Source organism: Caballeronia grimmiae (genome assembly GCF_022879615.1).
Taxonomy (GTDB): Bacteria; Pseudomonadota; Gammaproteobacteria; order Burkholderiales; family Burkholderiaceae; genus Caballeronia; species Caballeronia grimmiae.
In genome coordinates, this window is record NZ_CP084272.1 from 85,797 (window position 1) to 108,435 (window position 22,639).

Here is a 22,639-nt window from a genome sequence, read left to right on the forward strand (position 1 = left end):
CAGGCCGGTCACGCGTTGACCGGCATTCTTATCGAGGCGAAAGATGAAGACCATCAAGGGCCCCGCGATCTTTCTCGCACAGTTCATGGGCGATGCCGCGCCGTTCGATTCGTTGAAGAATCTGGCGTCGTGGGCGTCATCGCTTGGCTACGAGGGCATTCAGCTGCCTTGCGATGCGCGTCTGATCGATGTGGAGCAAGCCGCATCGAGCGATGCGTATTGCGACGATATCCGCCGCACCGTCGAAGATGCAGGCGTTGCAATCACCGAATTGTCGACGCATCTGCAAGGGCAACTCGTCGCGGTGCATCCCGCTTACGACACGCTGTTCGATGGTTTCGCCGCCCCGCACGTGCGGGGCAATCCTTCCGCGCGGACCGAGTGGGCGATATCGCAATTGAAGCACGCGGCGGCGGCGTCGAAGCGGCTCGGCCTGAACGCGCATGTCACGTTCTCGGGTGCGCTGGCGTGGCCATATGTTTATCCATGGCCGCAGCGTCCGGCCGGTCTCGTCGAAGCGGCGTTCGATGAACTCGCGAAGCGCTGGCGTCCGATTCTCGATGAGTTCGATCGCGCGGGCATCGACGTGTGCTACGAACTGCATCCCGGCGAAGACCTGCACGATGGCGTGACCTTCGAGCGCTTTCTCGCCGCGGTCGATGATCATCCGCGTGCGAACATCCTCTACGATCCGAGTCACTTCGTGTTGCAGCAGCTCGACTATCTCGCGTTCATCGACATCTACCACGCGCGCATCAAGGCGTTTCATGTGAAGGACGCGGAGTTTCGTCCCAACGGTCGGCAGGGCGTGTATGGCGGCTATTCGGGCTGGGTGGAGCGTGCGGGACGTTTTCGTTCGCTAGGCGATGGCCAGATCGACTTCAAGGCGATCTTCTCGAAGATGGCGCAATACGACTTCGGAGGCTGGGCCGTGCTCGAATGGGAATGTGCGTTGAAGCATCCGGAAGACGGTGCGCGCGAGGGCGCGGTGTTCATCCGCGATCACATCATCCGGGTGGCGGAGCGGGCGTTCGATGATTTCGCCGGCAGCGGCGCGAGCCGGGACGCGATGCGCGATGTGCTCGGCATCGGAGAGCAGCGATGAAGCGCGTGCGGCTGGGGATGGTCGGTGGCGGCGAAGGCGCGTTCATCGGCGCGGTGCATCGCATGGCGGCGCGGCTCGACGATCGTTACGAGCTGGTGGCGGGCGCGTTGTCGTCGGATGCGCGGCGCGCGGCGTCGAGCGCGGCGGCGATCGGCTTGCCGCGCAGCTACGACGATTATCGCGAGATGGCGCGCATCGAAGCGGGGCGCTCCGATGGCATCGAAGCGGTGGCGATCGTCACGCCGAATCATCTGCACGCGCCGATCGCAACGGCGTTTCTCGAAGCGGGCATTCACGTGATCTGCGACAAGCCGCTCGCGGTATCGCTCGATGAAGGCGAGGCGCTCGCGAAGCTGGCGCGCGAGAAGCGGCTCGTGTTCGCGGTGACGTACACGTACACCGGCTATCCGCTCGTGCGCCACGCTCGCGCGATGGTGCGGCAGGGCATGCTCGGCGATATCCGCGTCGTGCAGGTGGAGTATGCGCAGGACTGGCTGTCGTTGCCGGTCGAGACGCAGGCGAACCGGCAGGCCGCGTGGCGCACGGACCCGTCGATGGCGGGACCGGCGGGGTGTCTCGGCGATATCGGCACGCATGCGTATCAGCTTGCGGAATACGTGACGGGGATGCGGCCTTCGGAGCTATCGGCGGAAGTGACGACGTTCGTGCCTGGGCGGCGCGTCGACGATCATGTTCAGGCGATGCTTCGGTATCCGAACGGTGCGCGCGGAATGTTATGGGCGAGTCAGGTGGCGGCGGGCGAGGAGAACGGCTTGCGGCTGCGCGTGTATGGGACGAAGGCGGGACTTGCGTTCGATCAGCAGTCGCCGAATGAATTGTGGTTCACGCCGGTTGGCGGGACGTCGCGTCGCTTGACGCGCGGGCGGGTGCAGGGCGCCGAGGCGCAGCATGCGACACGCGTGCCGGCGGGGCATCCGGAAGGGTATATCGAAGCGTTCGCGCAGGTTTATACGGACGCGGCGGCTTGTATCGCGAGTGGGACCACGCAGGGCGACGAGTGGCTGACCACGGTGGAGGATGGGGTCGCTGGGTTGAGGTTCGTGGAGGGGGTGTTGCGGAGCAGCGGGATGGATGGGGGGTGGGTCAGCATCGATTGAAAACGGGGCAGCCCTGAGGCTGCCCCGTGCGATCAACCGCTCAGATCATCACGCCCAGTTCGCGTGAAACGACCCTTCCTTATCCGTCCGCTCGAACGTATGCGCGCCGAAGAAGTCCCGCTGCGCCTGCACCAAATTCGCCGGCAGCCGTTCCGATCGATACGCATCGAAGTAAGCAATAGCAGACGAGAACGCCGGCACCGGAATGCCCGCCTTCACCGCCGCAACGACGACATCGCGCAATGCGTCCTGATACTTCGCCGCGATATCGCTGAAATACGGATCAAGCAGCAGATTCGCGAGGTTCTTGTCAGCCGCATAAGCATCGGTGATCTTCTGCAGGAAGCGCGCACGAATGATGCAGCCCGCCCGGAAGATCTTCGCGATCTCGCCATACTGCAGGTTCCAGTTGTACTCGTCCGATGCCGCGCGCAACTGCGCAAAGCCCTGCGCATATGAGACGATCTTCGACAGATACAACGCACGCCGCACCGCTTCGATGAATGCCTCGCGATCGCCATCGAACTTGGGCGACGGACCCGACAGCACCTTGCTCGCCTTCACGCGCTGATCCTTCAGTGACGACAGCACGCGCGCAAACACCGCTTCGGTAATCAGCGGCAGCGGCGCGCCGAGATCGAGCGCGTTCTGGCTGGTCCATTTGCCGGTGCCTTTTTGCGCGGCGCGATCCAGAATGACATCGACGAGATCCTTGCCGGTCTCTTCGTCCTTCTTCGAGAAGATCTTCGACGTGATCTCGATCAGGTAGCTATCCAGCTCGCCCTGATTCCACTCGACATACACCTTGCCCAGTTCTTCGTTCGAGAGGCCAGCCACACGCTTCAGCACGTCGTAGCTCTCGGCGATCAACTGCATGTCGCCGTACTCGATGCCGTTGTGCACCATCTTCACGAAGTGGCCTGCGCCGTCCGGTCCCATGTACGCGACGCACGGCTCGCCATCCGGCGCCTTCGCGGCAATCTCGTGCAGGATCGGGGCCACCAGTTCATAGGCTTCCTTCTGTCCGCCCGGCATGATCGACGGCCCCTTCAGCGCGCCTTCCTCGCCGCCCGACACGCCCGTGCCGATGAAATGCAGGCCTGACTTCGCGAGGTCCTGATTGCGGCGGATGGTATCGGTGAAATGCGTGTTGCCGCCGTCGATGAGAATGTCGCCTTTCTCGAGCAGCGGGCGCAGTTGCGCGATGGTCTCGTCGGTGCCCGCGCCGGCCTTCACCATCATCAGGATGCGGCGCGGCGTTTCGAGCGATTGCACGAACTCTTCTAGCGTGTACGTCGGCACGAGCTTCTTGTCGGGATGTTCGGCAAGCAGTTCGTCGGTTTTGGCGCGGCTGCGGTTGTAGACCGAAACGGCGTGCCCGCGGCTCTCGATGTTCAAGGCCAGGTTGCGGCCCATGACGGCGAGGCCCACCACGCCGATAGCTTGTTTGCTCATGCTTGATCTCCGAATGACCGAAGCGCTTGCGGCTCGTGGCGCGGGCGCTTCGGATGAAAACTGTGGATGGATGCGGCGCTCGCGCTTCACGAGGCGTCATGGATGCTACCGACACCTGCCCATTGGGCGAGCGCAGACCGCCCGAATTTACCACTTTGGGACGCATCCGGCAGCGGTGGCGGCCGCGCACGCACGCGGGCATCGGCATAGAATGGACGCCCCTGACCGTATCGCATCCTTCATGGCGGTGTCGCGGCGCACACGAGCGCATCACTATTCGGTTTATGTCGTCGAACTGTCGGACGCGGTCTGGAACGAGGCGCGCTTTCGTCGTGCGAACCCGGATTACGTGCTCGGCAAGCCGTTCGTCTATGTCGGGATGACGGGCATCGACCCGGACGTGCGTTTCGACAAGCACAAGGCCGGCATCCAGTCGAACCGCTTCGTGCGGGATTACGGGCTGCGGCTCTTGCCGCATCTGTACGAGATGTACAACCCGATGCCCTACGACGGCGCACGCGACATGGAAGTGGAACTGGCGATCGGCTTGCGCGAAGCGGGCTATGGCGTGTGGCAGGCTTGAGCGAATCAAACGATCAACGACAAGGAGCGAGGCATGCGGATTCTGGTAGTGGGCGCGGGGGCCATCGGCGGATATTTCGGGGCGCGGCTGCTCGAAGCGGGCCGCGACGTGACTTTTCTCGTGCGCGAGCGGCGTGCGCAACAGTTGCGTGATGGCGGCCTGAACGTGCGAAGCCCCGAGGGCGATGTGCGCATCGGCAATCCGTCGATCGTGCTGACGCAGGATATCGCCGAGCCTTACGATCTCGTGCTGCTCGGTTGCAAGGCTTACGATCTGCAGGGCGCGATGGATTCGCTCGCGCCCGCCGTCGGCCCCGATACCGCGATTCTGCCGCTCCTGAACGGCATGGCTCATCTCGATGCGCTCGACGCGCGCTTCGGCGCCGGCAAAGTGCTCGGCGGCCAATGCGTGATTGCCGCGACGCTCGATGCTCAGGGCGCCATCGTTCATCTGAACACGATGCAGTCGATGACCATCGGCGAGCGCGCGGGCGGCCGGTCGGCGCGCATCGATTCGATCGGGCAGCAATTGAGCGGCGCGCGCTACGAGTTGAACGTCAGCGAAAACATCCTGCAGGCGATGTGGGACAAGTGGGTGTTTCTCGCAACGCTCGCGGCCGGAACATGCCTGATGCGCGCGCCCATCGGCGACATCGTGGCCGCGCCGGGCGGGGAAGCGCTGCTGCGCGGAATCTTCGACGAGTGCAGCGGTATCGCCGGCGACAACGGCCATGCGCCCGGCGAGGCGGTGCTCGCGCGCTCGCGGACGTTTTTCTCGGAGCGCGGCTCGCTGATGACGGCCTCGATGCTGCGCGATATCGAAAACGACGCGCCCATCGAAGCGGACCATATCGTCGGCAATCTGTTGGCGCGGCGAAAGACAGCGTTCGATGGAACGTCGTTGCTGGCGGTGGCTTACGCCCATCTGAAGGCGTATGAGGCGCGGCGTGAGCGCGAGGAGCGCGCGTCGAAAGGCTGAACAATTGCGGGAGCCGCATCCGACGCTGTACGCTTCCCGCTTCCTGGCAATTCCTTGCGCGCCATGCATCAGAACGACACGCCCAAGCCCACCATCGCCGAACTCTTCATCGGCTTTCTGACGCTCGGCCTCACCGCGTTCGGTGGCGCGCTGCCGCTCGCACGGCGGGAGATCGTCGAGCGCCGCAAATGGCTCGATGCCGACGCGTTCACCGATCTCCTCGGCCTCTGCCAGTTTCTTCCGGGCGGCAACGTCATCAATCTGTCGGTCGCCATCGGCATGCGGTTTCGCGGGCTGCCCGGCGCGCTCGCGGGTTTGCTCGGGCTGCTCGTCGGGCCGTCGCTGGTCGTGATCGCGCTGGGCGTCATCTATCAGCGCACGCATCATGATCCGCGCGTCGCGCATCTGTTCGCTGGGCTCGCGGCCGCCGCGGCGGGCCTGCTCATCGCGATGTCGGTGAAGCTCATGTGGCCGCTTCGCAAGAAGCCGGAAGCGGCACTCGTCGCGCTTGCGATGTTTGCGGCCATCGCGCTGTTCCGCACGCCGCTGCTCCCGTCGATGCTGGTGCTCACGCCCGTTTCAGTGCTCATCGCGTGGAAGGTGCGCCGATGAAAGACGATCTCTTGTCGCTGGCCGCCATCTTCAGCCAGTTGTCGCTGCTTGCGTTCGGCGGCGGCAATACCATCCTTCCCGAAATGCAGCGGCAAGTCGTGCAGGTCCATCACTGGATGACCAAAGCCGATTTCTCCGCGCTCTTCGCGCTGGCGCAGGCCGCGCCCGGGCCGAACATGATGGTCGTCACGCTGATCGGCTGGCACGTCGCGGGCTGGCCGGGCGTGCTGATCACGTCGATCGCGAAGTTCGGGCCGTCGTCGCTCGTCACGATTGCGGCGCTGCACGCGTGGGAGCGCTTCAAGGACCGGCCCTGGCGGCGTTATGTGCAGCTCGGGCTCATGCCGATCACCGTGGGACTCGTCGCGGCGAGCGCGTTGCTGATCGCCGAGGCGTCCGACCGGACGGCGATGCTCGGCGGCATCACGGTCGCCGTCGCGCTGCTGGCTTACCGGACGAAGCTGCATCCGTTATGGCTGCTCGGGGCCGGCGCGCTGATCGGGTTGACGGGATTCGGGCAGTAACGCACACGCGGGCTGGCAGGTTTTCTGCTGCTTCGCGGGATAACGAAAGCGATGAGGACAGCACCATGAGCATGACCACCGAATACGCGAAGACCGCGCCGGATCGCAGCGAAGTCGACGCCCTGACCGCTCCCACCGTCGTCGAATTCGGCACGGACTGGTGCGGCTACTGCCGCGCCGCGCAGCCGCTGATCGCGCAGGCGTTTCAGGCGCATCGCGGCGTGCATCACATCAAGATCGAGGATGGCAGCGGCCGCCCGCTCGGCCGATCCTTCCGCGTCAAGCTCTGGCCGACGCTCATCTTCATGCTCGGCGGCAAGGAAGTCGCGCGCCTCGTGCGCCCCGGCGATGTCGGCGAAATTCGCGACGCGCTCGCGCTCATCGACGAGCCGCTTGCCGAATGATCGCGGTTTAGGGCTAAGGGTTATCGCCGAAGAGACATGCGCGTCGTCAACTTGTATGATGACCCGATGACTTCCGATGCCACGACGCCGCGCATGTTCGAGAGAATCTCGCCCCGCGCGCTCTCCGATACGGTCGCGCAGCAGTTGCAGAAGCTGATCGAGAAGGGCAGTTTCGCCGCGACAGGCAAGCTGCCGAGCGAAGCCGTGCTCGCCCAGGAGTTCGGCGTGAGCCGTACGGTGATCCGCGAGGCCGTCTCGCGTCTCAAGAACGAGGGCATGGTCGAGCCGCGCCAGGGCAGCGGCGTGTTCATCGTCGAGCGCGCGGGCATTCGGCCGCTGCGCATCGATTATGCGCAGGCCGTCGAGCCGGGCGCGGTCGTGCAGATTCTCGCGCTGCGCCGCGCGATCGAAGCCGAAGTCGCCGCCGAGGCCGCGCTGCGCCGCACCGATGCGCAACTCGCCGCCATCGACGCCGCGCTCGCCCGCATCGACGAAGCGGTGCGCGAAGGCCGCGATGGCGTCGCCGAAGACGTGGCGTTTCATCGTGAGATCGCGAACGCCACTGGCAATCCGTATTTCCTCAAGACGCTCGCCTTCCTGAATCAATATCTGGAAGCGGGCACGCTCGTCACGCGCCGCAACGAGGCGCTGCGCGAGGACTTCTCGCGGCAAGTGCGCGAAGAGCATGCCGAGATCGCCGCCGCCATCCGCGCCGGCGATGCGGCACTTGCGCGTCACGCCGCCCAGACGCATCTTTACAACGCCGCGCGCCGTCTCGCGGAAGCCGGCATCCGCTAACCTTCACTCGAAGAGAATCGCCATGTCCAGAAACGTGGGAGTCATCGGCTTGGGCGCAATGGGGCTGGGCGTCGCGCGCTCGCTGCTGCGCGCGGGCTTTGCCGTGCATGTATGCGATGTGCGCCGCGAGGTGCTCGACGCCTTCGCTGCGGAAGGCGGCATCGCGTGCGCGTCGCCGGCGGAGCTGGGCGGCAAGTGCGATGTCGTCGTGACGCTCGTCGTCAATGCGGCGCAGACGGAAACCGTGCTGTTCGGCGATAACGGCGCGGCGCCCGCGATGAAGCCGGGTGGCGTCGTGCTCGCCTGCGCGACGGTTGCGCCGGACTTCGCGGTGGAACTCGGCAAGCGCATCGAAGCCTTGGGTCTGCTGATGATCGACGCGCCCGTTTCCGGCGGCGCGGCGAAAGCGGCATCCGGCGAAATGACGATGATGACCTCCGGCCCCGCCGATGCCTACGCCGCCTGCGAAGACGTGCTCGACGCGATCGCCGGGAAGGTTTATCGGCTGGGCGACGCACACGGCGCGGGATCGAAGGTGAAGATCATCAATCAACTGCTCGCGGGCGTGCATATCGCGGCGGCGGCCGAGGCGATGGCGCTCGGCTTGCGCGAGGGCGTCGAGCCGGACGCGCTTTACGACGTCATCACCCATAGCGCGGGCAACTCGTGGATGTTCGAGAACCGCGTGCCGCACGTTCTGTCGGGCGACTACACGCCGCTTTCCGCGGTCGATATCTTCGTGAAAGACCTGGGCCTCGTGCTCGATACCGCGCGCACGTCGAAGTTTCCGCTGCCGCTTTCGGCGGCGGCGCATCAGATGTTCATGATGGCGTCGACGGCGGGCCACGGCGGCGAGGATGATATTGCGGTCATCAAGATCTTTCCGGGCATCGACGTTCCGAAAAGCGCGAAGTGACCGCGCCGCCCGGCTTGCCGCGACCACCCATTCAAGGAGACACCCGATGCCCCGCTTCGCCGCCAATCTCACGATGATGTACACGGAACACGCGTTCCTCGACCGCTTCGCCGCCGCCGCGAAAGACGGCTTCAAGGCGGTCGAATTCCTGTTTCCGTACGACTTTCCCGCCGCCGACATCAAGACGCGCCTCACCGACAACGGCCTCACGCAGGCGCTTTTCAACGCGCCGCCGGGCGACTGGTCGGCGGGGGAACGCGGCATTGCTTCGCTGCCGGGACGCGAGGACGAGTTCAGGGCGAGCGTCGACAAGGCGCTCGAATACACCGCCGCGCTCGGCAACCAGAAGCTGCACGTGATGGCGGGGCTGATTACGCCGGAGCAGCCGCGCGAGAAACATCGCGCGGTGTATATGAAGAATCTCGACTATGCGGCGAAGGCGGCGCAAGGCGCGGGCATCGGGATCGTAATCGAGCCGATCAATACACGCGACATTCCCGGCTTCTTTCTCAATCGTCAGGACGAAGCGCAATCCATCTGCGATGAAATCGGTGCGCCGAACCTGCAAGTGCAATTCGATATCTATCACTGCCAGATCGTCGAAGGCGACATCGCCGTGAAGCTCAAGCGCGACATGAAGCGGCCCAACGCCGGCATCGGTCATATTCAGATCGCGGGCGTGCCGGACCGTAACGAGCCGGACATCGGCGAAATCAACTATCCCTATTTGTTCGATCTGATCGATTCGCTCGGCTATGACGGATGGATCGGTTGCGAATATCGTCCGAAGGCGGGCACGTCCGACGGCCTCGGCTGGCTCAAGTCCTATCTCTGACACAGGAGCGACGCGAATGAAGATTCTCATTACTGGCGGCGCCGGTTTCTTGGGTCAGCGGCTCGCCAGACGCCTGCTCGATCGCGGCGAACTCAATGGCAAGCCGATTAGCGAACTGGTTCTGCTCGACGTCGCGCGTCCCGCCGATGCGCGCCTTCTCGCCGATTCCCGCGTGCGCGCCGAAACCGGCGACATCTCGGATCGCGCGGTGCTGGAACGTCACGTCGACGCGAGCACGGAAGCCATCTTCCATCTCGCGGCGATCGTCTCGGGTCAGGCGGAAGCCGACTTCGACCTCGGGATCAAGATCAATCTCGACGCATCGCGCGCGCTGCTCGAAGTGTGCCGCGCGGCGGGACATGTGCCGCGCGTCGTGTTCACGAGTTCGGTCGCGGTATATGGCGGCACGCTGCCCGCCATCGTTCGGGACGATACCGCGCTCAATCCGCAATCCTCGTACGGGACGCAGAAGGCGATCGCCGAATTGCTGCTGTGCGACTATGCGCGGCGCGGTTTCGTCGATGGCCGCGTGCTGCGGCTTCCGACCATCAGCGTGCGGCCGGGCAAGCCGAACGCGGCGGCGTCGTCGTTCGCGAGCGGGATCATTCGCGAGCCGCTGAACGGCGAGCGCTCGGTCTGTCCGGTCGATGGCGGCACGCGCTTGTGGCTGCTGTCGCCGCGAAGCGCGATCGAGGCGCTCATCGCCGGCTGCGAGCTGGATCGTGCGGCGCTCGGAGAACGTCCGGTCGTCAACCTGCCGGGCCTGTCGGTGAGCGTCGACGAAATGGTCGCGGCCTTGCGCGAAGTGGCGGGCGATGAAGCGGTCGCGCGCATCGACTGGCAACGCGACGAGCGCATCGAGAAGATCGTCGGAAGCTGGCCCGGCGCGTGGGATACGTCGCGGGCGGAGGCGCTTGGGCTTGGCGGCGACGGGTCGTTCGTGGAGGTGGTTCGGGGGTATATCGAGGAGCAACGGGACGCGTGAGCAGCGCCCGTTCGCAACAACCAGCGTGACGCGCGCTCCCTGCACGCCGTCACGCTTTCTTCCGCATTTCCGCGCTAAACTCATCCCTTAAATGTGACGAAGGCCGGCCCGGCGCTCCATGCGCCGCCATGGATCACGGGCGTCGCTCGCCCGTTTCTCCCCATTCTTCCGGTTTGCGCCTTTCGCCGCCCTCGCGCGCGAAACCGCTTCGTCCCGTCACTTGCCGTAGCGCCAAGCGGGAGAATCCCATGTTGCTGCATCAGCTAGTCGATCGGTTCGGCCCGATCATCGTTTTCATCAACGTGATGGGCTCGGCCCTCGGGCTGCCCGTGCCCGCCATGCCGACGATGATCATCGTCGGCGCGTCGATCGCGTTGATGGCCGTGAACGGCGCCGCTTTCTGGACGCCCTTGCTCGGTGTACTGGCCGTCGCGGTGGCCGGAGGCGTGCTCGGCGACTTCGTCTGGTTCCAGGGCGGACGCAAATACGGCGACCGCACGCTCAAAACCATTTGCAAGCTGTCCCTTTCGCGCGATACCTGCGTGAAAAAGACCGAACGCTTCTTCGGGCGATGGGGCGTGCGCATTCTGCTCGTCGCCAAGTTCATTCCCGGCCTGTCGCTCGTCTCGGTGCCGCTCGCCGGCGCGATGGGCGTGCGCCTGCGCAGCTTCATCGCGCACGATGGCGCAGGCATCGCGCTGTGGGGAGCGGTCGGCCTGAGCGTCGGCGTGCTGTTCGCAGCCGAGCTGGAAATGGTCTTCGCGATGATCTCGCGGCTCGGCCGGCAAGCGGGCATGGTCGTCGCGGTCTTGCTGGCGATCTACGTGACGTATCGCTGGTGGCGTCGCCGTGCGCTGATGGCGACGCTGGAAAAAGCGCGCATCACCGTCGACGATCTTTACGCGCTGATGCACGCCGAACCGCTGCCCGTGATCTTCGACATCCGCTCGCCGGAAAAGCGCATGCTCGATCCGTTTGCGATTCCGGGCTCGCTCTTCGCGGACGAGCGCGAACTGCAGAAAATCATCGAAAGCTATGACAAGTCGCGCAAGGTCGTCATCTATTGCTCCTGTCCGAACGAAGTGTCGGCGGCGTGGATGGCGAAGACCATGCGCAACGCGGGCTTTCGCGACGTGCTGCCGCTGACGGGCGGTCTCGACGCATGGCGGCTCGCCGGTTTCGAAGTCGCCAATCTGACCGAGTTCGGCGAACTCGCGGCGACGAGCCCCGAGGAAGCGGAGCAGATGGCCTCCGCCTGCACGTTGCCCATCGTGCAGCAGGTACAGGCGGTACAGGCCGCGCAGACGTCCCAGGCAACTGCGTCCTTGCATGAACCAGGGTTACCACACGGAGATCGCGCATGAGTACGACCCCGAGTAACGGGCACGCACTGGAGATGCCGAACGTCATCGCCTGGAGTCCGGGGATGCCGCCGCCCGACGATCCGAACGTCGTGGCCACGGGCGTCAGTGCATCCGCACCCGCCGACGACAACGCGCCGTTCTCGCCGCTGCAAACGCGCTCGCATCAGATGTTTCCGCGCCTCACCGATGCCGAGATCGAGCGCATGAGCCGCTTCGGCACGGCGGCGCGCTGGCGTGCGGGCGAGTGGATGTTCCGCATGGGCGAAGTCGGGCGCGGCATGGTCATCATCCTGAGCGGGCTCGTGCGCGTCACGCGGCGTGATGCGCTCGGCGGCAATCACCTGATCGTCGAACATGGCGCGGGACATTTCCTCGCGGAAGTGGCGCAGCTTTCCGGCAAGCCCTGTCTCGTCGATGGCATCGCGGTGGACGATGTCGAAGGCATCGTCGTGCCGCCAGAGCGGCTGCGCGCGCTGCTCGTCGCGGAAGCGGAACTCGGCGAGCGCATCATGCGCGCGCTGATTCTGCGGCGCGTCGGCCTGATCGAGAAGGGCAGCGGCCCGGTGCTGCTCGGCCAGTCCGACGATGGCCGGCTCGTGTCGCTGCAAGGCTTTTTGCGCCGTAATGGTTATCCGCATACGGTCATCGACGCCTGCTCGGACCCGGATGCGATCGCGCTGCTCGAACGCATCTCGGCGTCGACGGCGGATTTTCCGCTCGTCATCTGTCCGGATGGCACGGTGCTGCGCGCACCCGACGAGAATCAGCTCGCGACGCAACTGGGCTGGCTGCCCGAATTCGATCCGGCCCATGTCTACGATGTCGCTATCGTCGGGGCCGGTCCGGCCGGTCTGGCGACGGCCGTTTATGCGGCGTCCGAAGGGCTGTCGGTGGCGGTGTTCGATTGCCGCGCGCCGGGCGGGCAGGCGGGCGCGAGTGCGCGCATCGAAAATTATCTCGGCTTTCCGACCGGCATCTCCGGCCAGGCGCTCGCGGGCCGGGCGTTCGTGCAGGCCCAGAAATTCGGCGCGCACATCGCCATTCCGACGCGCATCAAGGCGCTGCACTGCGGTTCGTCGCCGATTCAGATCGAACTGGAGAACGGCGCGCGCGTGACGACGCAGACGGTCGTGATCGCGTCTGGGGCGGCGTATCGGCGGCCGGCCATCGACGGGCTCGAGCGTTATGAAGGGCATGGCACGTACTACTGGGCGTCGCCCGTCGAGGCGAAGCTTTGCAAGAACGCGGAGGTCGTGCTCGTCGGCGGCGGCAATTCGGCGGGGCAGGCGGCCGTGTATCTCGCCTCGCACGCGAAGCACGTCCATGTGCTGATTCGCGGTTCCGGGCTCGCGGCGAGCATGTCGCATTATCTGGTGGAGCGCATCGGCTCGCTGCCGAACGTGACGGTGCGCACGCATACGGAAATCGTCTCACTGATGGGCGATGACCGCGCGCTCACCGCCGTCCAGTGCAAGACGCCCGATGGTCCGCTCACGCTCGAATCGCGGCACCTGTTTCTCTTCACCGGCGCGAACCCGAACACCGACTGGCTGCGCGACTGCAGCGTAAGCGTCGATGGCAAGGGCTTCGTGCTGACCGGTCCCGAAGCGCACGACGGACGGACGCAAGGCGTCATGGGGCTAGAAACGAGCGTGCCGGGCGTCTTCGCGATCGGCGATGTGCGTTCGACTTCGACGAAGCGCGTCGCGGCGGCAGTGGGCGAAGGCGCGGCGGTCGTCGCGCAGATTCATGGCTTGCTGGCGCAGCGGCAGGCGTTGAGCGTCGCCGGGGCGTAGCGTTTTCAGGCGCTCGCTGGAAACCGCAGCGTGAATTCGATCCACCCATCCGGCGAGCACGCGGCCGACGCGCTGCCGCCGTGCATCCGCATGATCGCCTGCACGATCGACAGCCCGAGCCCGCTCGATTCCGTGAACTCGCTGCGGGCCGCATCGCCGCGATAGAAGCGGTCGAAGAGCCGCGCGAGTTCCTGCGGCGCGATGACCGCGCCGCGATTGCCCACGACGATGCACGCGCCGTCCGCATCGGCATGACCGGACAGGCGCACGACGGTGCCTGCCGCCGCATAACGCACCGCATTCACGACGACGTTGCCGATTGCGCGCCGGCACATGATCGCGTTGGCGTGCATCCCGCCGCTCGCGTCGATGGCGAACGTGATGCGGCGTTCCTCCGCGATGCCTTCGAAATACGCCGCGATGGTTTCGAGTTCCTCGCGAATGTCGATTCGCTCGCGCTCCATCGGCTGTTGCGAATGATCCGCTTGCGCGAGAAACAGAATGTTCTGCGCGATGCGCGAGAGCCGCTCCAGCTCTTCGAGATTCGATTCCAGCACGCCGCGATATTCGGCCACGCTGCGTTCGTGCGCGAGCATCACCTGCGTTTCGCCGATCAGTACGCCAATCGGCGTGCGCAACTCGTGCGCTAGGTCCGCCGAGAATTGCAGCAGGCGTTCGTAGCCATGTTCGAGCCGGTCGAGCATCGCATTGAACGACGCCGCGAGGCTCTGCAGTTCCGCCGGCGCATGCGCGACGTCGAGCCGTGCCGACATGCGGTTCGGCGTGATCTCCGCGGCCTTGTCGGCCATCAGCTTCAGCGGCATGAGTCCGCGGCTCGTGACCCAGTACGCGAGCAGCATCGTCACCGCCACCGCCCCGATCACCGTGAACCATACGCGCTTCAGATAGGCCGACAACACGTGTGCTTCCTGCGTCATCACGTGCGCCGCGATGATGTCGACCACTTCGCCGCTATCGCCGATGCGCGCCTGTGCGCCGACCCAGCGCATGCGCACGCCATCGGCGCGCGTGCCTTCGTAGAGATCGTCGAGACCGATGGCGCGATCGACCGGCACGATCGACAGCGGCGGCAACGGCATGTGCTCTGGATTGACGTTGATGAAAGGCGCCGTTCCCGCGCGTCGAAAGAGAATCACGTCTTGCCGGTCGCCGAGCATCGTTTCGAAGAGCCGGGGCCGTGCTTCGAGTTCGTTGATCGTGTAAAGGTCGTGCAGCAGCGAGCGGAAATGTTCGACGCGGGCGATCACCTGATAATCGGCGCGCGTCGACAGTGCGGAGTTGGTCGCGTGATAAAGCGACGCGCCGACCATGCCAACGACCGCGCATACGATCGCCGCAAACGACAGCGCGATGCGAACCGCAAGCGATCGCGACGGCCGCTTCAAGAGTCCTCTCCGAACGAATAGCCGATGCTGCGCACGGTATGGATCAGCTTCAGGCCGAACGGATTGTCGATCTTCGCGCGCAGACGCTTGATCGCGACATCGACGACGTTCGTATCGCTGTCGAAGTTCATGTCCCACACTTCGGATGCGATCAGCGTGCGCGAGAGCGCTTCGCCCTGATGCTTGCAGAAGAGATGCAGCAGCGCGAACTCCTTGTTCGTCAGCACGATGTCGATGCCCTTGCGCGTGACCTTGCGGCGCAGAACATCGACGTGAAGGTCGGCGACCTGAAACGTATCCGATTCGCGCATCACGCCACGGCGCAACAGCGTGCGAATGCGCAAGACGAGTTCAGTGAACGAGAACGGCTTGACGAGATAGTCGTCTGCGCCGAGTTCGAGGCCGTGAATGCGGTCGCTCACCTGATCGCGTGCCGTGAGAAAAATGACAGGCAGGTCACGCTTCGCGCGCAATGCGGACATGATCTGCCATCCGTCGATGCCCGGCAGCATCACGTCGAGCACGATCAACTCGTAGGGATTGGCGAGCGCCTGATGCAGGCCATCCGTGCCGTTGCGCACGAGATCGACCTGATATCCGGACTCGATGAGCCCTTTTTTCAGGTAGTCGCCGGTCTTGCGGTCGTCTTCGATCACGAGGATGGTCATGCGCGCGCTTCGCTGTCGTTGCTACGTTGACGTCATTCTGCCAGCGCGCGCGCAAGGCCGGCCGAGTATGACAAAAAAGTCATCGAGTCGTCATCGATCCATCAGCGCCGCGCCGTTAGCATCCGCTTCATGCTCTCGTTTCAAGTCCCATCAACCCGACGCGAGGTTCGACGTGCAGCAAGGAACGCTACAGCCGCTATGGCTGCGTATCACGCACTGGCTCAATGCGCTCGCCATCGTCGTGATGGTGACGAGCGGATGGCAGATCTATAACGCATCGCCCATTTTCAAACCGTTCACGTTTCCATCGTCGATCACGCTCGGCGGCTGGCTCGGCGGCGCGCTGCAATGGCACTTCGCGGCAATGTGGCTGCTGGTGGCGAACTTCATCGTGTATGCGGTGATGAACGTCGTCACCGGGCGCTTTCGCCGGCGCATGTTTCCATTGAGCATCAGGAGCGTGGTGAACGATGCGCTCGCCGCAGTGCGCGGCAAGCTCGGCCACGACGATCTCACGCACTACAACGCCGTGCAGAAGCTGGCTTATCTCGCGGTGATCGTGGATATCGTGGTCATCATTCTGTCGGGCCTCGTCGTGTGGAAGTCCGTGCAGTTCCCCTTTCTTCGCACGCTGATGGGCGGCTATGACAATGCCCGCGTCGTGCATTTCTTCGGCATGAGTTTTCTGGTGGCGTTCGTCGTGCTGCATGTGGTGATGGTCGCACTCGTGCCGCGTTCGCTCGTGCTGATGATCAGAGGACGTTGACGCCATGTCGATCCGAAACACCAAGCTCGATGCAGAGTCCATCATCAAGGATGCCGCGAAAGAGTTGAAAGCGCCCGCCCGGCGTCTCTTCGGCAAGCGCATTCTTTCGCTCGGCGGCCTCGTGATGCTGTCGGGTTGCAATCTCACCGACGACAAGTCCGTCAACGCGATGCTGCGCAAGATATCGTCGTTCAATGACGACGCGCAGGCGCTGCTCTTCGATCCGAACAAGCTCGCACCGACGTATCCCGAGTCGATGATCACGCGCCCGTTTCCTTTCAACGCGTTCTATGACATCGACGAAGTGCCGGAAGTCGATGCATCGGCCTACAAGCTCGAAGTAGGCGGGCGCGTCACGGGCAAGCGCGTGTGGACGCTCGATGAACTGCACGCGATGCCGCAGGAAAGCCAGGTGACGCGGCACATTTGCATCGAAGGATGGAGCGCCATCGGCAAGTGGGGCGGCGTGCGTTTCGCGCATGTTCTGGCGCGAGCGGGGGCGGATACGAGCGCGAAGTATGTCGCGTTCCATTGCGCCGATAACTACTCGACGAGCATCGACATGCCGACGGCGCTGCACGCGCAAACGCTGCTCACGCTGACTTACGACGGCCAGATCTTGCCGCCGAAATACGGCTTCCCGATGAAGCTGCGCATGCCGACCAAGCTCGGCTACAAGAACCCGAAGCATATCGTCGCGATCACCGTCACCAACGATTACCCCGGCGGCTATTGGGAGAACCAGGGCTACAACTGGTTCGGCGGTTCCTGATGATGCTTTTTCTATCGCTTACGTTGTCCACTCACTGAAGGAGATTCAATGTCGATTCGCACGAAACTCGGCCTCAGCATCGCGGCTCTCGCATTCGCGACCGCCGCCTTCGCTCAGGCGCCCGCAGGCAAGCCCGCGCGCATTCGCGGCGATATCGTCGCGTTGTCGGGCGATACCTTGACCGTGCATCGCCGCAGCGGCGATACGGTGAAGATCGCGGTGAAAGCGGATACGCCCGTGTCGGCGCTGAAGAACATCAAACTGGCCGACATCAAGCCGGGCCAGTTCGTGGGCACCGCAGCCACCACCGGCACCGATGGCAAGCTCACCGCAACCGAAGTGCTCGTGTTCCCGGAAGCCGCACGCGGCACGGGCGAAGGCCACTATGCGTGGGATCTCGGCCCGCAAAGCTCGATGACCAACGCGAACGTCGATCAGGTCGTGCAGGGCACGAGCGGGCGTGACCTGAAGCTGTCGTACAAGGGCGGATCGAACGCGGTGACGGTGCCGGAGAACGTGCCGGTCGTGACTTTCGCGCCGGCGACGCATGACGATCTGAAGCCGGGCAAGAAGGTGTTCGTGGTGGCGAGCCCGGAAAGCGGCGGCGCCTATGCTGCGCAGCGGATCGTCGTCGAGAAGGATGGCGTCGCCCCGCCGATGTAATCGCAGCGGCGCTTGTTTCAGGCCGCGTCGCGCTTCTGAGTCATATGCTCGAAGAAGCGCGACGCGCGCCGGTCTCCCGCATACGCCGAGTTGATCCGCACCCACGGACACGCTTCCCCGTTCGGCCGATAGTAACTCCCCGGCGCGAGCGTGACGCCGAACTTCGCGGCTTCATCGACGAGCACCGCTGAATCGCCGATGCCCGGCACGCTTGCCCAGACGAAGCTGCCGCCGCTCGGTTCATCGAACACTGTCCATCCATAGCCTTCGAGCTGCTGCACCGCGCTCGACAGCGAATCGCGCACGCGCTTGCGCAGCCGCTCCAGATACTTGCGATACGTGCCGCGTTCGAGCAGGCTCGCCGCGACGCTTTCCGCGAATCGCGTGCCGCCGAGGCTCGTCAGCACTTTCACATCGACGAGACCCTTCACGAGTTGCCGGTTCGCCGCCAGATAGCCAATCCGCAGCGACGACGACAGCGTCTTCGACAAGCCGCCCACGTAGATCACACGGTCCAGCTGATCGAGCGACGCGAGCCGTTGCGTCGGCACGGCCTGGAAATCGGCGTAGATATCGTCCTCGACGATAGAGAAGCCATGCAGCGTCGCGAGTTGCAGCAGCTTGAACGCGACCTGCGGCGCAATGTTCGTCGCGGTCGGATTCTGGAAGACCGTGTTAACGAAGAAGAGCTTCGGCTTGTGTTGCTTGAGCAGGGCTTCGGCTGCGTCGACGTCCGGCCCGTTCGCGAGCCGCGGCACGCCGACGAGACGCACGACTTGCAGCTTCAGCAGGCCGAAGAGGTTGTAGTAGCCGGGATCTTCGACGAACACCGTATCGCCCGGTTTCAGCATCGTTCGCACTATCAGGTCGAGCGCCTGACTCGCGCCGTTCGTGATCATCACGTTCGGCAGATCGGCGGCGATACCGAGCGCGTTGAGCCGCAGCGTCACTTGCTGGCGCAGGCTGGCGTCGCCGTGCGGAATCGCGTAGTCGATCACACTCGATACATCGCTGCGCGACGCCTGGCGAATGGCCTGCGTGAGGCCATCGAGATCGCGCCACGCCTCCGGGATGAAACCGCTCGAGAGCTTGAGCGTCTCGCCGGGGTAGTTGAACTGCTGAAGCACCTGATTCGATTCTTCTTCCGCAAGACGCGGATCGCAATTGCCCGACTCGCCCTCGCGGTCGTCGATTCGATTCGCCACGTAAAAACCCGAGCCGTGCTTTGGCTGGATGAGCCCGCGCGACGCGAGGCGGTCGTAAGCCTCGATCACCGGGAAGCGGCTGATGCGCTGTTCGGCGGCAAGCTGACGGATCGACGGCAGCTTCGCGCCGGCGAGCACGCGCCGCGAGCGGATCATCGCTTCGATCTGGCTGACGATCTGCTCGGTGAGCGGAACGCCGGTCGCGCCGTCGATTCTGAGCGGAAGTGCGTTCATCGTTTGAAGTGTTCGGTAGAGTCGGGTGAACAGTTGCACGCGCTGTTTGCACGAGTGTCAGAAGTGATTCGAACGCAGCCGTAAAGCCGTGTCAAGCTGTCCAACCGGCTAATGCGGTGTCCGCGCGCTGGCCTAACAGCGTGAACTGTTCACCCTGTCTGACTGAACAGTTCCGATGCAACTGTACGCAAGTGTTCATTCAAGATGTTCGGAACCGGCCCAATAATGTGTTCAACGGCCCGGCGACCACTTTCGCGGCGCGGCCATCCGATGAGTCAACTGGGAGCGGCATCATGCGTGAAATCCGGACATTCGAACTCGACCGGCGCGACGCGCCGACGCGGTGGAGCAGCCACCGCCCGCAAACGCTGCGCGTGCTGCGCGGGCAAATCTGGATGACGGTGGAAGGCGAGGCGGACGATCACTGGCTGAACGCCGGCGACGCGATCGAACTGAAGCCGTATTCGACCATCTGGGTCAGCGGCGCATGCGAGGGCAGCCGGTTTTCGCTGGCGTCGGAGTCGGCGTCAGCGCGAAGTCTGGCGTCGCTCATTCACGCGTGGCTGGCGCGGCGCGCGGGGCAAAGCGGCACGGCTGTGTCGAACGTGTAGCGCGCAGGCAAAAAAAACCCGGCCAAGGCCGGGTCCAATGTTCCCGCGCTCCTTCGAGCGCGGTCACCTGCAAAATCACGCGCGAGCTTAAGCCGCGAGCAGCGAACGCAGCACGAACGGCAGAATCCCGCCGTGCTTGTAGTAGTCGACTTCGATCGGCGTATCGATACGCAGCAGCACTTGCACGCGATCGTTCTTGCCATCCTTGCGATGGATCACGAGCGTCACTTCCTGCTGCGGCTTGAAGTTATCGCCGAGGCCTTCGATATCGTAGGTTTCATCGCCGGTGATGTTCAGCGACTGGATGCTGTCCGCGCCCTTGAACTGCAGCGGCAGCACGCCCATGCCGACCAGGTTCGAGCGATGGATACGCTCGAAGCTGCGCGCGACCACGGCCTTCACGCCGAGCAACTGCGTGCCCTTCGCGGCCCAGTCGCGCGACGAACCCGTGCCGTACTCTTCGCCCGCGAAGATGACGGTCGGCGTTTCGTCGGCGATGTACTTCATCGCGGCGTCATAGATCGACAGTTGTTCGCCGCTCGGCTGATGGATCGTCAGGCCGCCTTCGACGCGCGTGCCGTCCGCCTTCGCCGGAATCATCAGGTTCTTGATGCGGACGTTCGCGAACGTGCCGCGCATCATCACGTCGTGATTGCCGCGACGCGAGCCGTAGCTGTTGAAGTCGGCCTTCTGCACGCCGTTCGCCTTCAGCCACACGCCCGCCGGCGACGTTTCCTTGATCGAGCCCGCCGGGCTGATGTGGTCGGTCGTCACGGAATCGCCGAAGATGCCGAGCGCGCGTGCGCCCTTCACCGCAGGGATCGAATCGGCCGGCTTCATCGAGAAGTCGTCGCCGAAGAACGGCGGCTCAGCAATGTACGTCGACTTCGGCCAGTCGTAGACCTGACCCGTTTCGCCCGCGATCTTGCTCCACAGGTCGCCTTCCGTCGTGAGCTGCGCGTAGTTCTTGCGGAACGCGTCGGCGTCGAGCGCGAACTTGAGCAGCGCGTGCACTTCTTCGCTCGTCGGCCAGATGTCGCCGAGGTAGACGTCGCGGCCATCCTTGCCCTGACCGACCGGCTCGGTCATCAGGTCGCGCGTGATGTTGCCCGCGATGGCATAGGCCACGACCAGCGGCGGCGAAGCCAGGAAGTTCGAGCGGATGTTCGGGTGAATGCGCGCTTCGAAGTTGCGGTTGCCCGACAGCACGGCGGCCGCGACGATATCGTTCTTCACGATCGCGTCGTTCAGTTCCGGCGTCAGGTCGCCCGCATTGCCGATACACGTCGTGCAGCCGTAAGCGGCCAGCGTGAAACCGAGCTTGTCGAGATACTGCAGCAGGTCGGTCTTCGTCAGGTACTCGGTGACGATGCGCGACCCCGGCGCGAGCGACGTCTTGATGTGCGGCGCCACCGTGAGACCGGCTTCGACGGCCTTCTTCGCGAGCAGGCCGGCCGCGAGCAGCACGCTCGGGTTCGACGTGTTCGTGCACGAGGTAATGGCCGCGATCAGCACGTCGCCGTTTTTCACGTCGATGCCGTCAGCCGTCTTGTACGTCGCTTGCAGGTCTTCCGGCTTCTTCGCAAAGCCGTTTTCGCCGACCGGCTTCGAGAACAGGTCGGTGAACGTGCTCTTCACGTTGCCGATTTCGATGCGGTCTTGCGGACGCTTCGGGCCAGCGAGCGACGGCGCAACGGTCGACAGATCGAGCGTGAGCGTCTTCGTGTAGTCGATGTCGCCTGCGTTCGGCACGCCCCACAGGTTCTGCGCCTTGAAGTAGTTTTCGAAGGCGGCGATTTCCGCGTCGGTGCGGCCCGTGCCCTTGAAGTAGTCGATAGTCTTTTCGTCGACGGGGAAGAAGCCCATCGTCGCGCCGTATTCCGGCGCCATGTTGCCGATGGTCGCGCGGTCCGGCACCGCGATCGACGCCGTGCCTTCACCGAAGAACTCGACGAACTTGCCGACGACCTTTTCCTTGCGCAGCATTTCGGTGATGGTCAGCACGAGGTCGGTTGCCGTGCAGCCTTCGCGCAGCTTGCCCTTCAGCTCGACGCCGACCACGTCCGGCGTGAGGAAGTACACCGGCTGGCCGAGCATGCCCGCTTCCGCTTCGATGCCGCCCACGCCCCAGCCCACCACGCCGATGCCGTTGATCATCGTCGTGTGCGAATCCGTGCCGACGAGCGTGTCCGGGTAGTACACGGTGTCGCTGCCTTCGGCCTTCTTGTGGACGCCGCGTGCGAGGTACTCGAGGTTGACCTGGTGCACGATGCCGACGCCCGGCGGCACGACCTTGAACGTGTCGAATGCCTGCATGCCCCACTTCATGAACTGGTAGCGCTCGTTATTGCGCTGGAATTCCAGCTTCATGTTCAGGTCGAGCGCGTTCGGTTCGCGGAAGTGGTCGATCTGCACCGAGTGATCGACGACGAGGTCCACCGGCACGAGCGGCTCGATCGCCTTCGGGTCCTTGCCGGCACGCTTCGCGACGCCACGCATCGCGGCAATGTCGGCGAGCAGCGGCACGCCGGTGAAGTCCTGCAGCACCACGCGCGCGACGACGAACGGAATTTCATCGACGCGAGCCGCGTTCGGCTTCCAGTTCGCGAGCTGCTTGATGTGCTCCTCGCTGATCTTCTTGTCGTCGTAGTTGCGCAGCACCGACTCGAGCACGAGACGGATCGAAACCGGCAGGCGCTGGATGTCGACCTTCAGTGCTTCGCCGAGTTGCGGCAGCGAGTAGAACTTGCCTTTGCCGGAACCGCTGTCGAATTCCTTGAGCGTATTGTGGAGATTGTGGGCCATGGTTGTTTTCCTAGGGCTAAACGAGGAAATGCTTCG

Annotated in this window: 22 protein-coding genes; 17 read left to right on the forward strand and 5 right to left on the reverse strand. The window is 64.3% G+C overall.

Translation table 11 applies throughout. The features are described from left to right. Positions 1 to 43 precede the first annotated feature (43 nt). Together LDZ21_RS14120 and LDZ21_RS14125 are read left to right on the forward strand one after the other, a co-directional pair. The gene (locus LDZ21_RS14120; protein ID WP_244795473.1) at positions 44 to 1,105 is read left to right on the forward strand and encodes a sugar phosphate isomerase/epimerase family protein; all 1,062 of its coding nucleotides are present in this window, start codon (positions 44 to 46) and stop codon (positions 1,103 to 1,105) included. Then, the gene (locus LDZ21_RS14125; protein ID WP_244795474.1) at positions 1,102 to 2,223 is read left to right on the forward strand and encodes a Gfo/Idh/MocA family protein; all 1,122 of its coding nucleotides are present in this window, start codon (positions 1,102 to 1,104) and stop codon (positions 2,221 to 2,223) included. The genes LDZ21_RS14120 and LDZ21_RS14125 overlap by 4 nt, the downstream gene beginning before the upstream one ends. Before the next feature lie 48 nt (positions 2,224 to 2,271). Here the strand turns inward: LDZ21_RS14125 and gndA are convergent, their stop codons facing one another. Further along, the gene (gene gndA / locus LDZ21_RS14130) at positions 2,272 to 3,678 is read right to left on the reverse strand and encodes an NADP-dependent phosphogluconate dehydrogenase (protein WP_244795475.1); all 1,407 of its coding nucleotides are present in this window, start codon (positions 3,676 to 3,678) and stop codon (positions 2,272 to 2,274) included. Between the two features lie 211 nt (positions 3,679 to 3,889). Between gndA and LDZ21_RS14135 the strand changes: the two genes are divergently transcribed. The 11 genes from LDZ21_RS14135 to LDZ21_RS14185 all read left to right on the forward strand — a co-directional run bounded on the left by LDZ21_RS14135 (position 3,890) and on the right by LDZ21_RS14185 (position 13,473). Next, positions 3,890 to 4,261 (forward strand): hypothetical protein, encoded by a 372-nt coding sequence (locus LDZ21_RS14135; RefSeq protein ID WP_244795476.1) that lies wholly within the window; start codon positions 3,890 to 3,892, stop codon positions 4,259 to 4,261. A gap of 33 nt (positions 4,262 to 4,294) precedes the next feature. Continuing rightward, a complete protein-coding gene (panE, locus tag LDZ21_RS14140; protein ID WP_244795477.1) occupies positions 4,295 to 5,239 on the forward strand; it encodes a 2-dehydropantoate 2-reductase in 945 nt (314 codons plus the stop codon). A gap of 63 nt (positions 5,240 to 5,302) precedes the next feature. Next, positions 5,303 to 5,851: a chromate transporter gene (locus LDZ21_RS14145; protein WP_244795478.1), complete on the forward strand. Its 549-nt coding sequence runs from the start codon at positions 5,303 to 5,305 to the stop codon at positions 5,849 to 5,851. Further along, entirely contained in the window at positions 5,848 to 6,375 is a 528-nt protein-coding gene (locus LDZ21_RS14150) for a chromate transporter (RefSeq protein ID WP_244795479.1), read from the forward strand. The genes LDZ21_RS14145 and LDZ21_RS14150 overlap by 4 nt, the downstream gene beginning before the upstream one ends. 65 nt (positions 6,376 to 6,440) lie before the next feature. After that, on the forward strand, positions 6,441 to 6,779 hold the full coding sequence (locus tag LDZ21_RS14155) for a thioredoxin family protein (RefSeq protein ID WP_035970636.1): 339 nt from the start codon (positions 6,441 to 6,443) through the stop codon (positions 6,777 to 6,779). Between the two features lie 93 nt (positions 6,780 to 6,872). Beyond that, complete coding sequence (locus LDZ21_RS14160; RefSeq protein WP_244795855.1) at positions 6,873 to 7,577, forward strand: FadR/GntR family transcriptional regulator; 705 nt, start codon at positions 6,873 to 6,875, stop codon at positions 7,575 to 7,577. 22 nt (positions 7,578 to 7,599) lie between these two features. Further along, positions 7,600 to 8,493, forward strand: coding sequence for an L-threonate dehydrogenase (gene ltnD / locus LDZ21_RS14165; protein WP_244795480.1), 894 nt, complete (start codon positions 7,600 to 7,602; stop codon positions 8,491 to 8,493). Between the two features lie 46 nt (positions 8,494 to 8,539). Further along, positions 8,540 to 9,328 (forward strand): 2-oxo-tetronate isomerase, encoded by a 789-nt coding sequence (otnI, locus tag LDZ21_RS14170; RefSeq protein ID WP_244795481.1) that lies wholly within the window; start codon positions 8,540 to 8,542, stop codon positions 9,326 to 9,328. 16 nt (positions 9,329 to 9,344) lie between these two features. Beyond that, positions 9,345 to 10,313, forward strand: coding sequence for a D-erythronate dehydrogenase (gene denD / locus LDZ21_RS14175; protein WP_244795482.1), 969 nt, complete (start codon positions 9,345 to 9,347; stop codon positions 10,311 to 10,313). A 251-nt stretch (positions 10,314 to 10,564) separates the two neighbouring features. After that, on the forward strand, positions 10,565 to 11,677 hold the full coding sequence (locus LDZ21_RS14180) for a DedA family protein/thiosulfate sulfurtransferase GlpE (RefSeq protein WP_370887037.1): 1,113 nt from the start codon (positions 10,565 to 10,567) through the stop codon (positions 11,675 to 11,677). Next, the gene (locus LDZ21_RS14185) at positions 11,674 to 13,473 is read left to right on the forward strand and encodes an FAD-dependent oxidoreductase (RefSeq protein WP_244795484.1); all 1,800 of its coding nucleotides are present in this window, start codon (positions 11,674 to 11,676) and stop codon (positions 13,471 to 13,473) included. The genes LDZ21_RS14180 and LDZ21_RS14185 overlap by 4 nt, the downstream gene beginning before the upstream one ends. A 5-nt stretch (positions 13,474 to 13,478) precedes the next feature. Here the strand turns inward: LDZ21_RS14185 and LDZ21_RS14190 are convergent, their stop codons facing one another. Both LDZ21_RS14190 and LDZ21_RS14195 read right to left on the reverse strand, forming a co-directional pair. Then, positions 13,479 to 14,879, reverse strand: coding sequence for a heavy metal sensor histidine kinase (locus LDZ21_RS14190; protein WP_244795485.1), 1,401 nt, complete (start codon positions 14,877 to 14,879; stop codon positions 13,479 to 13,481). Then, positions 14,876 to 15,547 carry a heavy metal response regulator transcription factor gene (locus LDZ21_RS14195; RefSeq protein ID WP_244795486.1) on the reverse strand — a complete coding sequence of 224 codons (672 nt, stop codon included), beginning with the start codon at positions 15,545 to 15,547 and terminating at the stop codon, positions 14,876 to 14,878. The genes LDZ21_RS14190 and LDZ21_RS14195 overlap by 4 nt, the downstream gene beginning before the upstream one ends. Before the next feature lie 244 nt (positions 15,548 to 15,791). Between LDZ21_RS14195 and LDZ21_RS14200 the strand changes: the two genes are divergently transcribed. The 3 genes from LDZ21_RS14200 to LDZ21_RS14210 are packed head-to-tail and all read left to right on the forward strand — an operon-like array spanning position 15,792 to position 17,748. After that, complete coding sequence (locus LDZ21_RS14200) at positions 15,792 to 16,313, forward strand: cytochrome b/b6 domain-containing protein (RefSeq protein ID WP_425306859.1); 522 nt, start codon at positions 15,792 to 15,794, stop codon at positions 16,311 to 16,313. 4 nt (positions 16,314 to 16,317) lie between these two features. Beyond that, positions 16,318 to 17,085: a molybdopterin-dependent oxidoreductase gene (locus tag LDZ21_RS14205; protein ID WP_244795487.1), complete on the forward strand. Its 768-nt coding sequence runs from the start codon at positions 16,318 to 16,320 to the stop codon at positions 17,083 to 17,085. Positions 17,086 to 17,133: 48 nt separating this feature from the next. Continuing rightward, positions 17,134 to 17,748, forward strand: a complete 615-nt coding sequence (locus LDZ21_RS14210; protein ID WP_244795488.1) for a DUF5666 domain-containing protein — start codon at positions 17,134 to 17,136, stop codon at positions 17,746 to 17,748. A 17-nt stretch (positions 17,749 to 17,765) separates the two neighbouring features. Here the strand turns inward: LDZ21_RS14210 and LDZ21_RS14215 are convergent, their stop codons facing one another. Continuing rightward, the gene (locus tag LDZ21_RS14215) at positions 17,766 to 19,187 is read right to left on the reverse strand and encodes an aminotransferase-like domain-containing protein (protein ID WP_244795489.1); all 1,422 of its coding nucleotides are present in this window, start codon (positions 19,185 to 19,187) and stop codon (positions 17,766 to 17,768) included. 293 nt (positions 19,188 to 19,480) lie between these two features. Here LDZ21_RS14215 and LDZ21_RS14220 point away from each other — a divergent pair, with 293 nt between their 5' ends. After that, complete coding sequence (locus LDZ21_RS14220) at positions 19,481 to 19,798, forward strand: DUF2917 domain-containing protein (RefSeq protein WP_244795490.1); 318 nt, start codon at positions 19,481 to 19,483, stop codon at positions 19,796 to 19,798. An 87-nt stretch (positions 19,799 to 19,885) separates the two neighbouring features. Here the strand turns inward: LDZ21_RS14220 and acnA are convergent, their stop codons facing one another. Continuing rightward, a complete protein-coding gene (gene acnA, locus LDZ21_RS14225; RefSeq protein WP_244795491.1) occupies positions 19,886 to 22,603 on the reverse strand; it encodes an aconitate hydratase AcnA in 2,718 nt (905 codons plus the stop codon). Between the last annotated feature and the right edge of the window lie 36 nt (positions 22,604 to 22,639).

Excerpts from the sequence above, each read along its gene's own strand:
- LDZ21_RS14120 (WP_244795473.1), top strand. The coding sequence starts at position 44 with ATGAAGACCATCAAGGGCCCCGCGATCTTTCTCGCACAGTTCATGGGC.
- LDZ21_RS14125 (WP_244795474.1), top strand. The coding sequence starts at position 1,102 with ATGAAGCGCGTGCGGCTGGGGATGGTCGGTGGCGGCGAAGGCGCGTTC.
- gndA (WP_244795475.1), bottom strand. The coding sequence starts at position 3,678 with ATGAGCAAACAAGCTATCGGCGTGGTGGGCCTCGCCGTCATGGGCCGC.
- LDZ21_RS14135 (WP_244795476.1), top strand. The coding sequence starts at position 3,890 with ATGGACGCCCCTGACCGTATCGCATCCTTCATGGCGGTGTCGCGGCGC.
- panE (WP_244795477.1), top strand. The coding sequence starts at position 4,295 with ATGCGGATTCTGGTAGTGGGCGCGGGGGCCATCGGCGGATATTTCGGG.
- LDZ21_RS14145 (WP_244795478.1), top strand. The coding sequence starts at position 5,303 with ATGCATCAGAACGACACGCCCAAGCCCACCATCGCCGAACTCTTCATC.
- LDZ21_RS14150 (WP_244795479.1), top strand. The coding sequence starts at position 5,848 with ATGAAAGACGATCTCTTGTCGCTGGCCGCCATCTTCAGCCAGTTGTCG.
- LDZ21_RS14155 (WP_035970636.1), top strand. The coding sequence starts at position 6,441 with ATGAGCATGACCACCGAATACGCGAAGACCGCGCCGGATCGCAGCGAA.
- LDZ21_RS14160 (WP_244795855.1), top strand. The coding sequence starts at position 6,873 with ATGTTCGAGAGAATCTCGCCCCGCGCGCTCTCCGATACGGTCGCGCAG.
- ltnD (WP_244795480.1), top strand. The coding sequence starts at position 7,600 with ATGTCCAGAAACGTGGGAGTCATCGGCTTGGGCGCAATGGGGCTGGGC.
- otnI (WP_244795481.1), top strand. The coding sequence starts at position 8,540 with ATGCCCCGCTTCGCCGCCAATCTCACGATGATGTACACGGAACACGCG.
- denD (WP_244795482.1), top strand. The coding sequence starts at position 9,345 with ATGAAGATTCTCATTACTGGCGGCGCCGGTTTCTTGGGTCAGCGGCTC.
- LDZ21_RS14185 (WP_244795484.1), top strand. The coding sequence starts at position 11,674 with ATGAGTACGACCCCGAGTAACGGGCACGCACTGGAGATGCCGAACGTC.
- LDZ21_RS14195 (WP_244795486.1), bottom strand. The coding sequence starts at position 15,547 with ATGACCATCCTCGTGATCGAAGACGACCGCAAGACCGGCGACTACCTG.
- LDZ21_RS14200 (WP_425306859.1), top strand. The coding sequence starts at position 15,792 with ATGGTGACGAGCGGATGGCAGATCTATAACGCATCGCCCATTTTCAAA.
- LDZ21_RS14205 (WP_244795487.1), top strand. The coding sequence starts at position 16,318 with ATGTCGATCCGAAACACCAAGCTCGATGCAGAGTCCATCATCAAGGAT.
- LDZ21_RS14210 (WP_244795488.1), top strand. The coding sequence starts at position 17,134 with ATGTCGATTCGCACGAAACTCGGCCTCAGCATCGCGGCTCTCGCATTC.
- LDZ21_RS14215 (WP_244795489.1), bottom strand. The coding sequence starts at position 19,187 with ATGAACGCACTTCCGCTCAGAATCGACGGCGCGACCGGCGTTCCGCTC.
- LDZ21_RS14220 (WP_244795490.1), top strand. The coding sequence starts at position 19,481 with ATGCGTGAAATCCGGACATTCGAACTCGACCGGCGCGACGCGCCGACG.
- acnA (WP_244795491.1), bottom strand. The coding sequence starts at position 22,603 with ATGGCCCACAATCTCCACAATACGCTCAAGGAATTCGACAGCGGTTCC.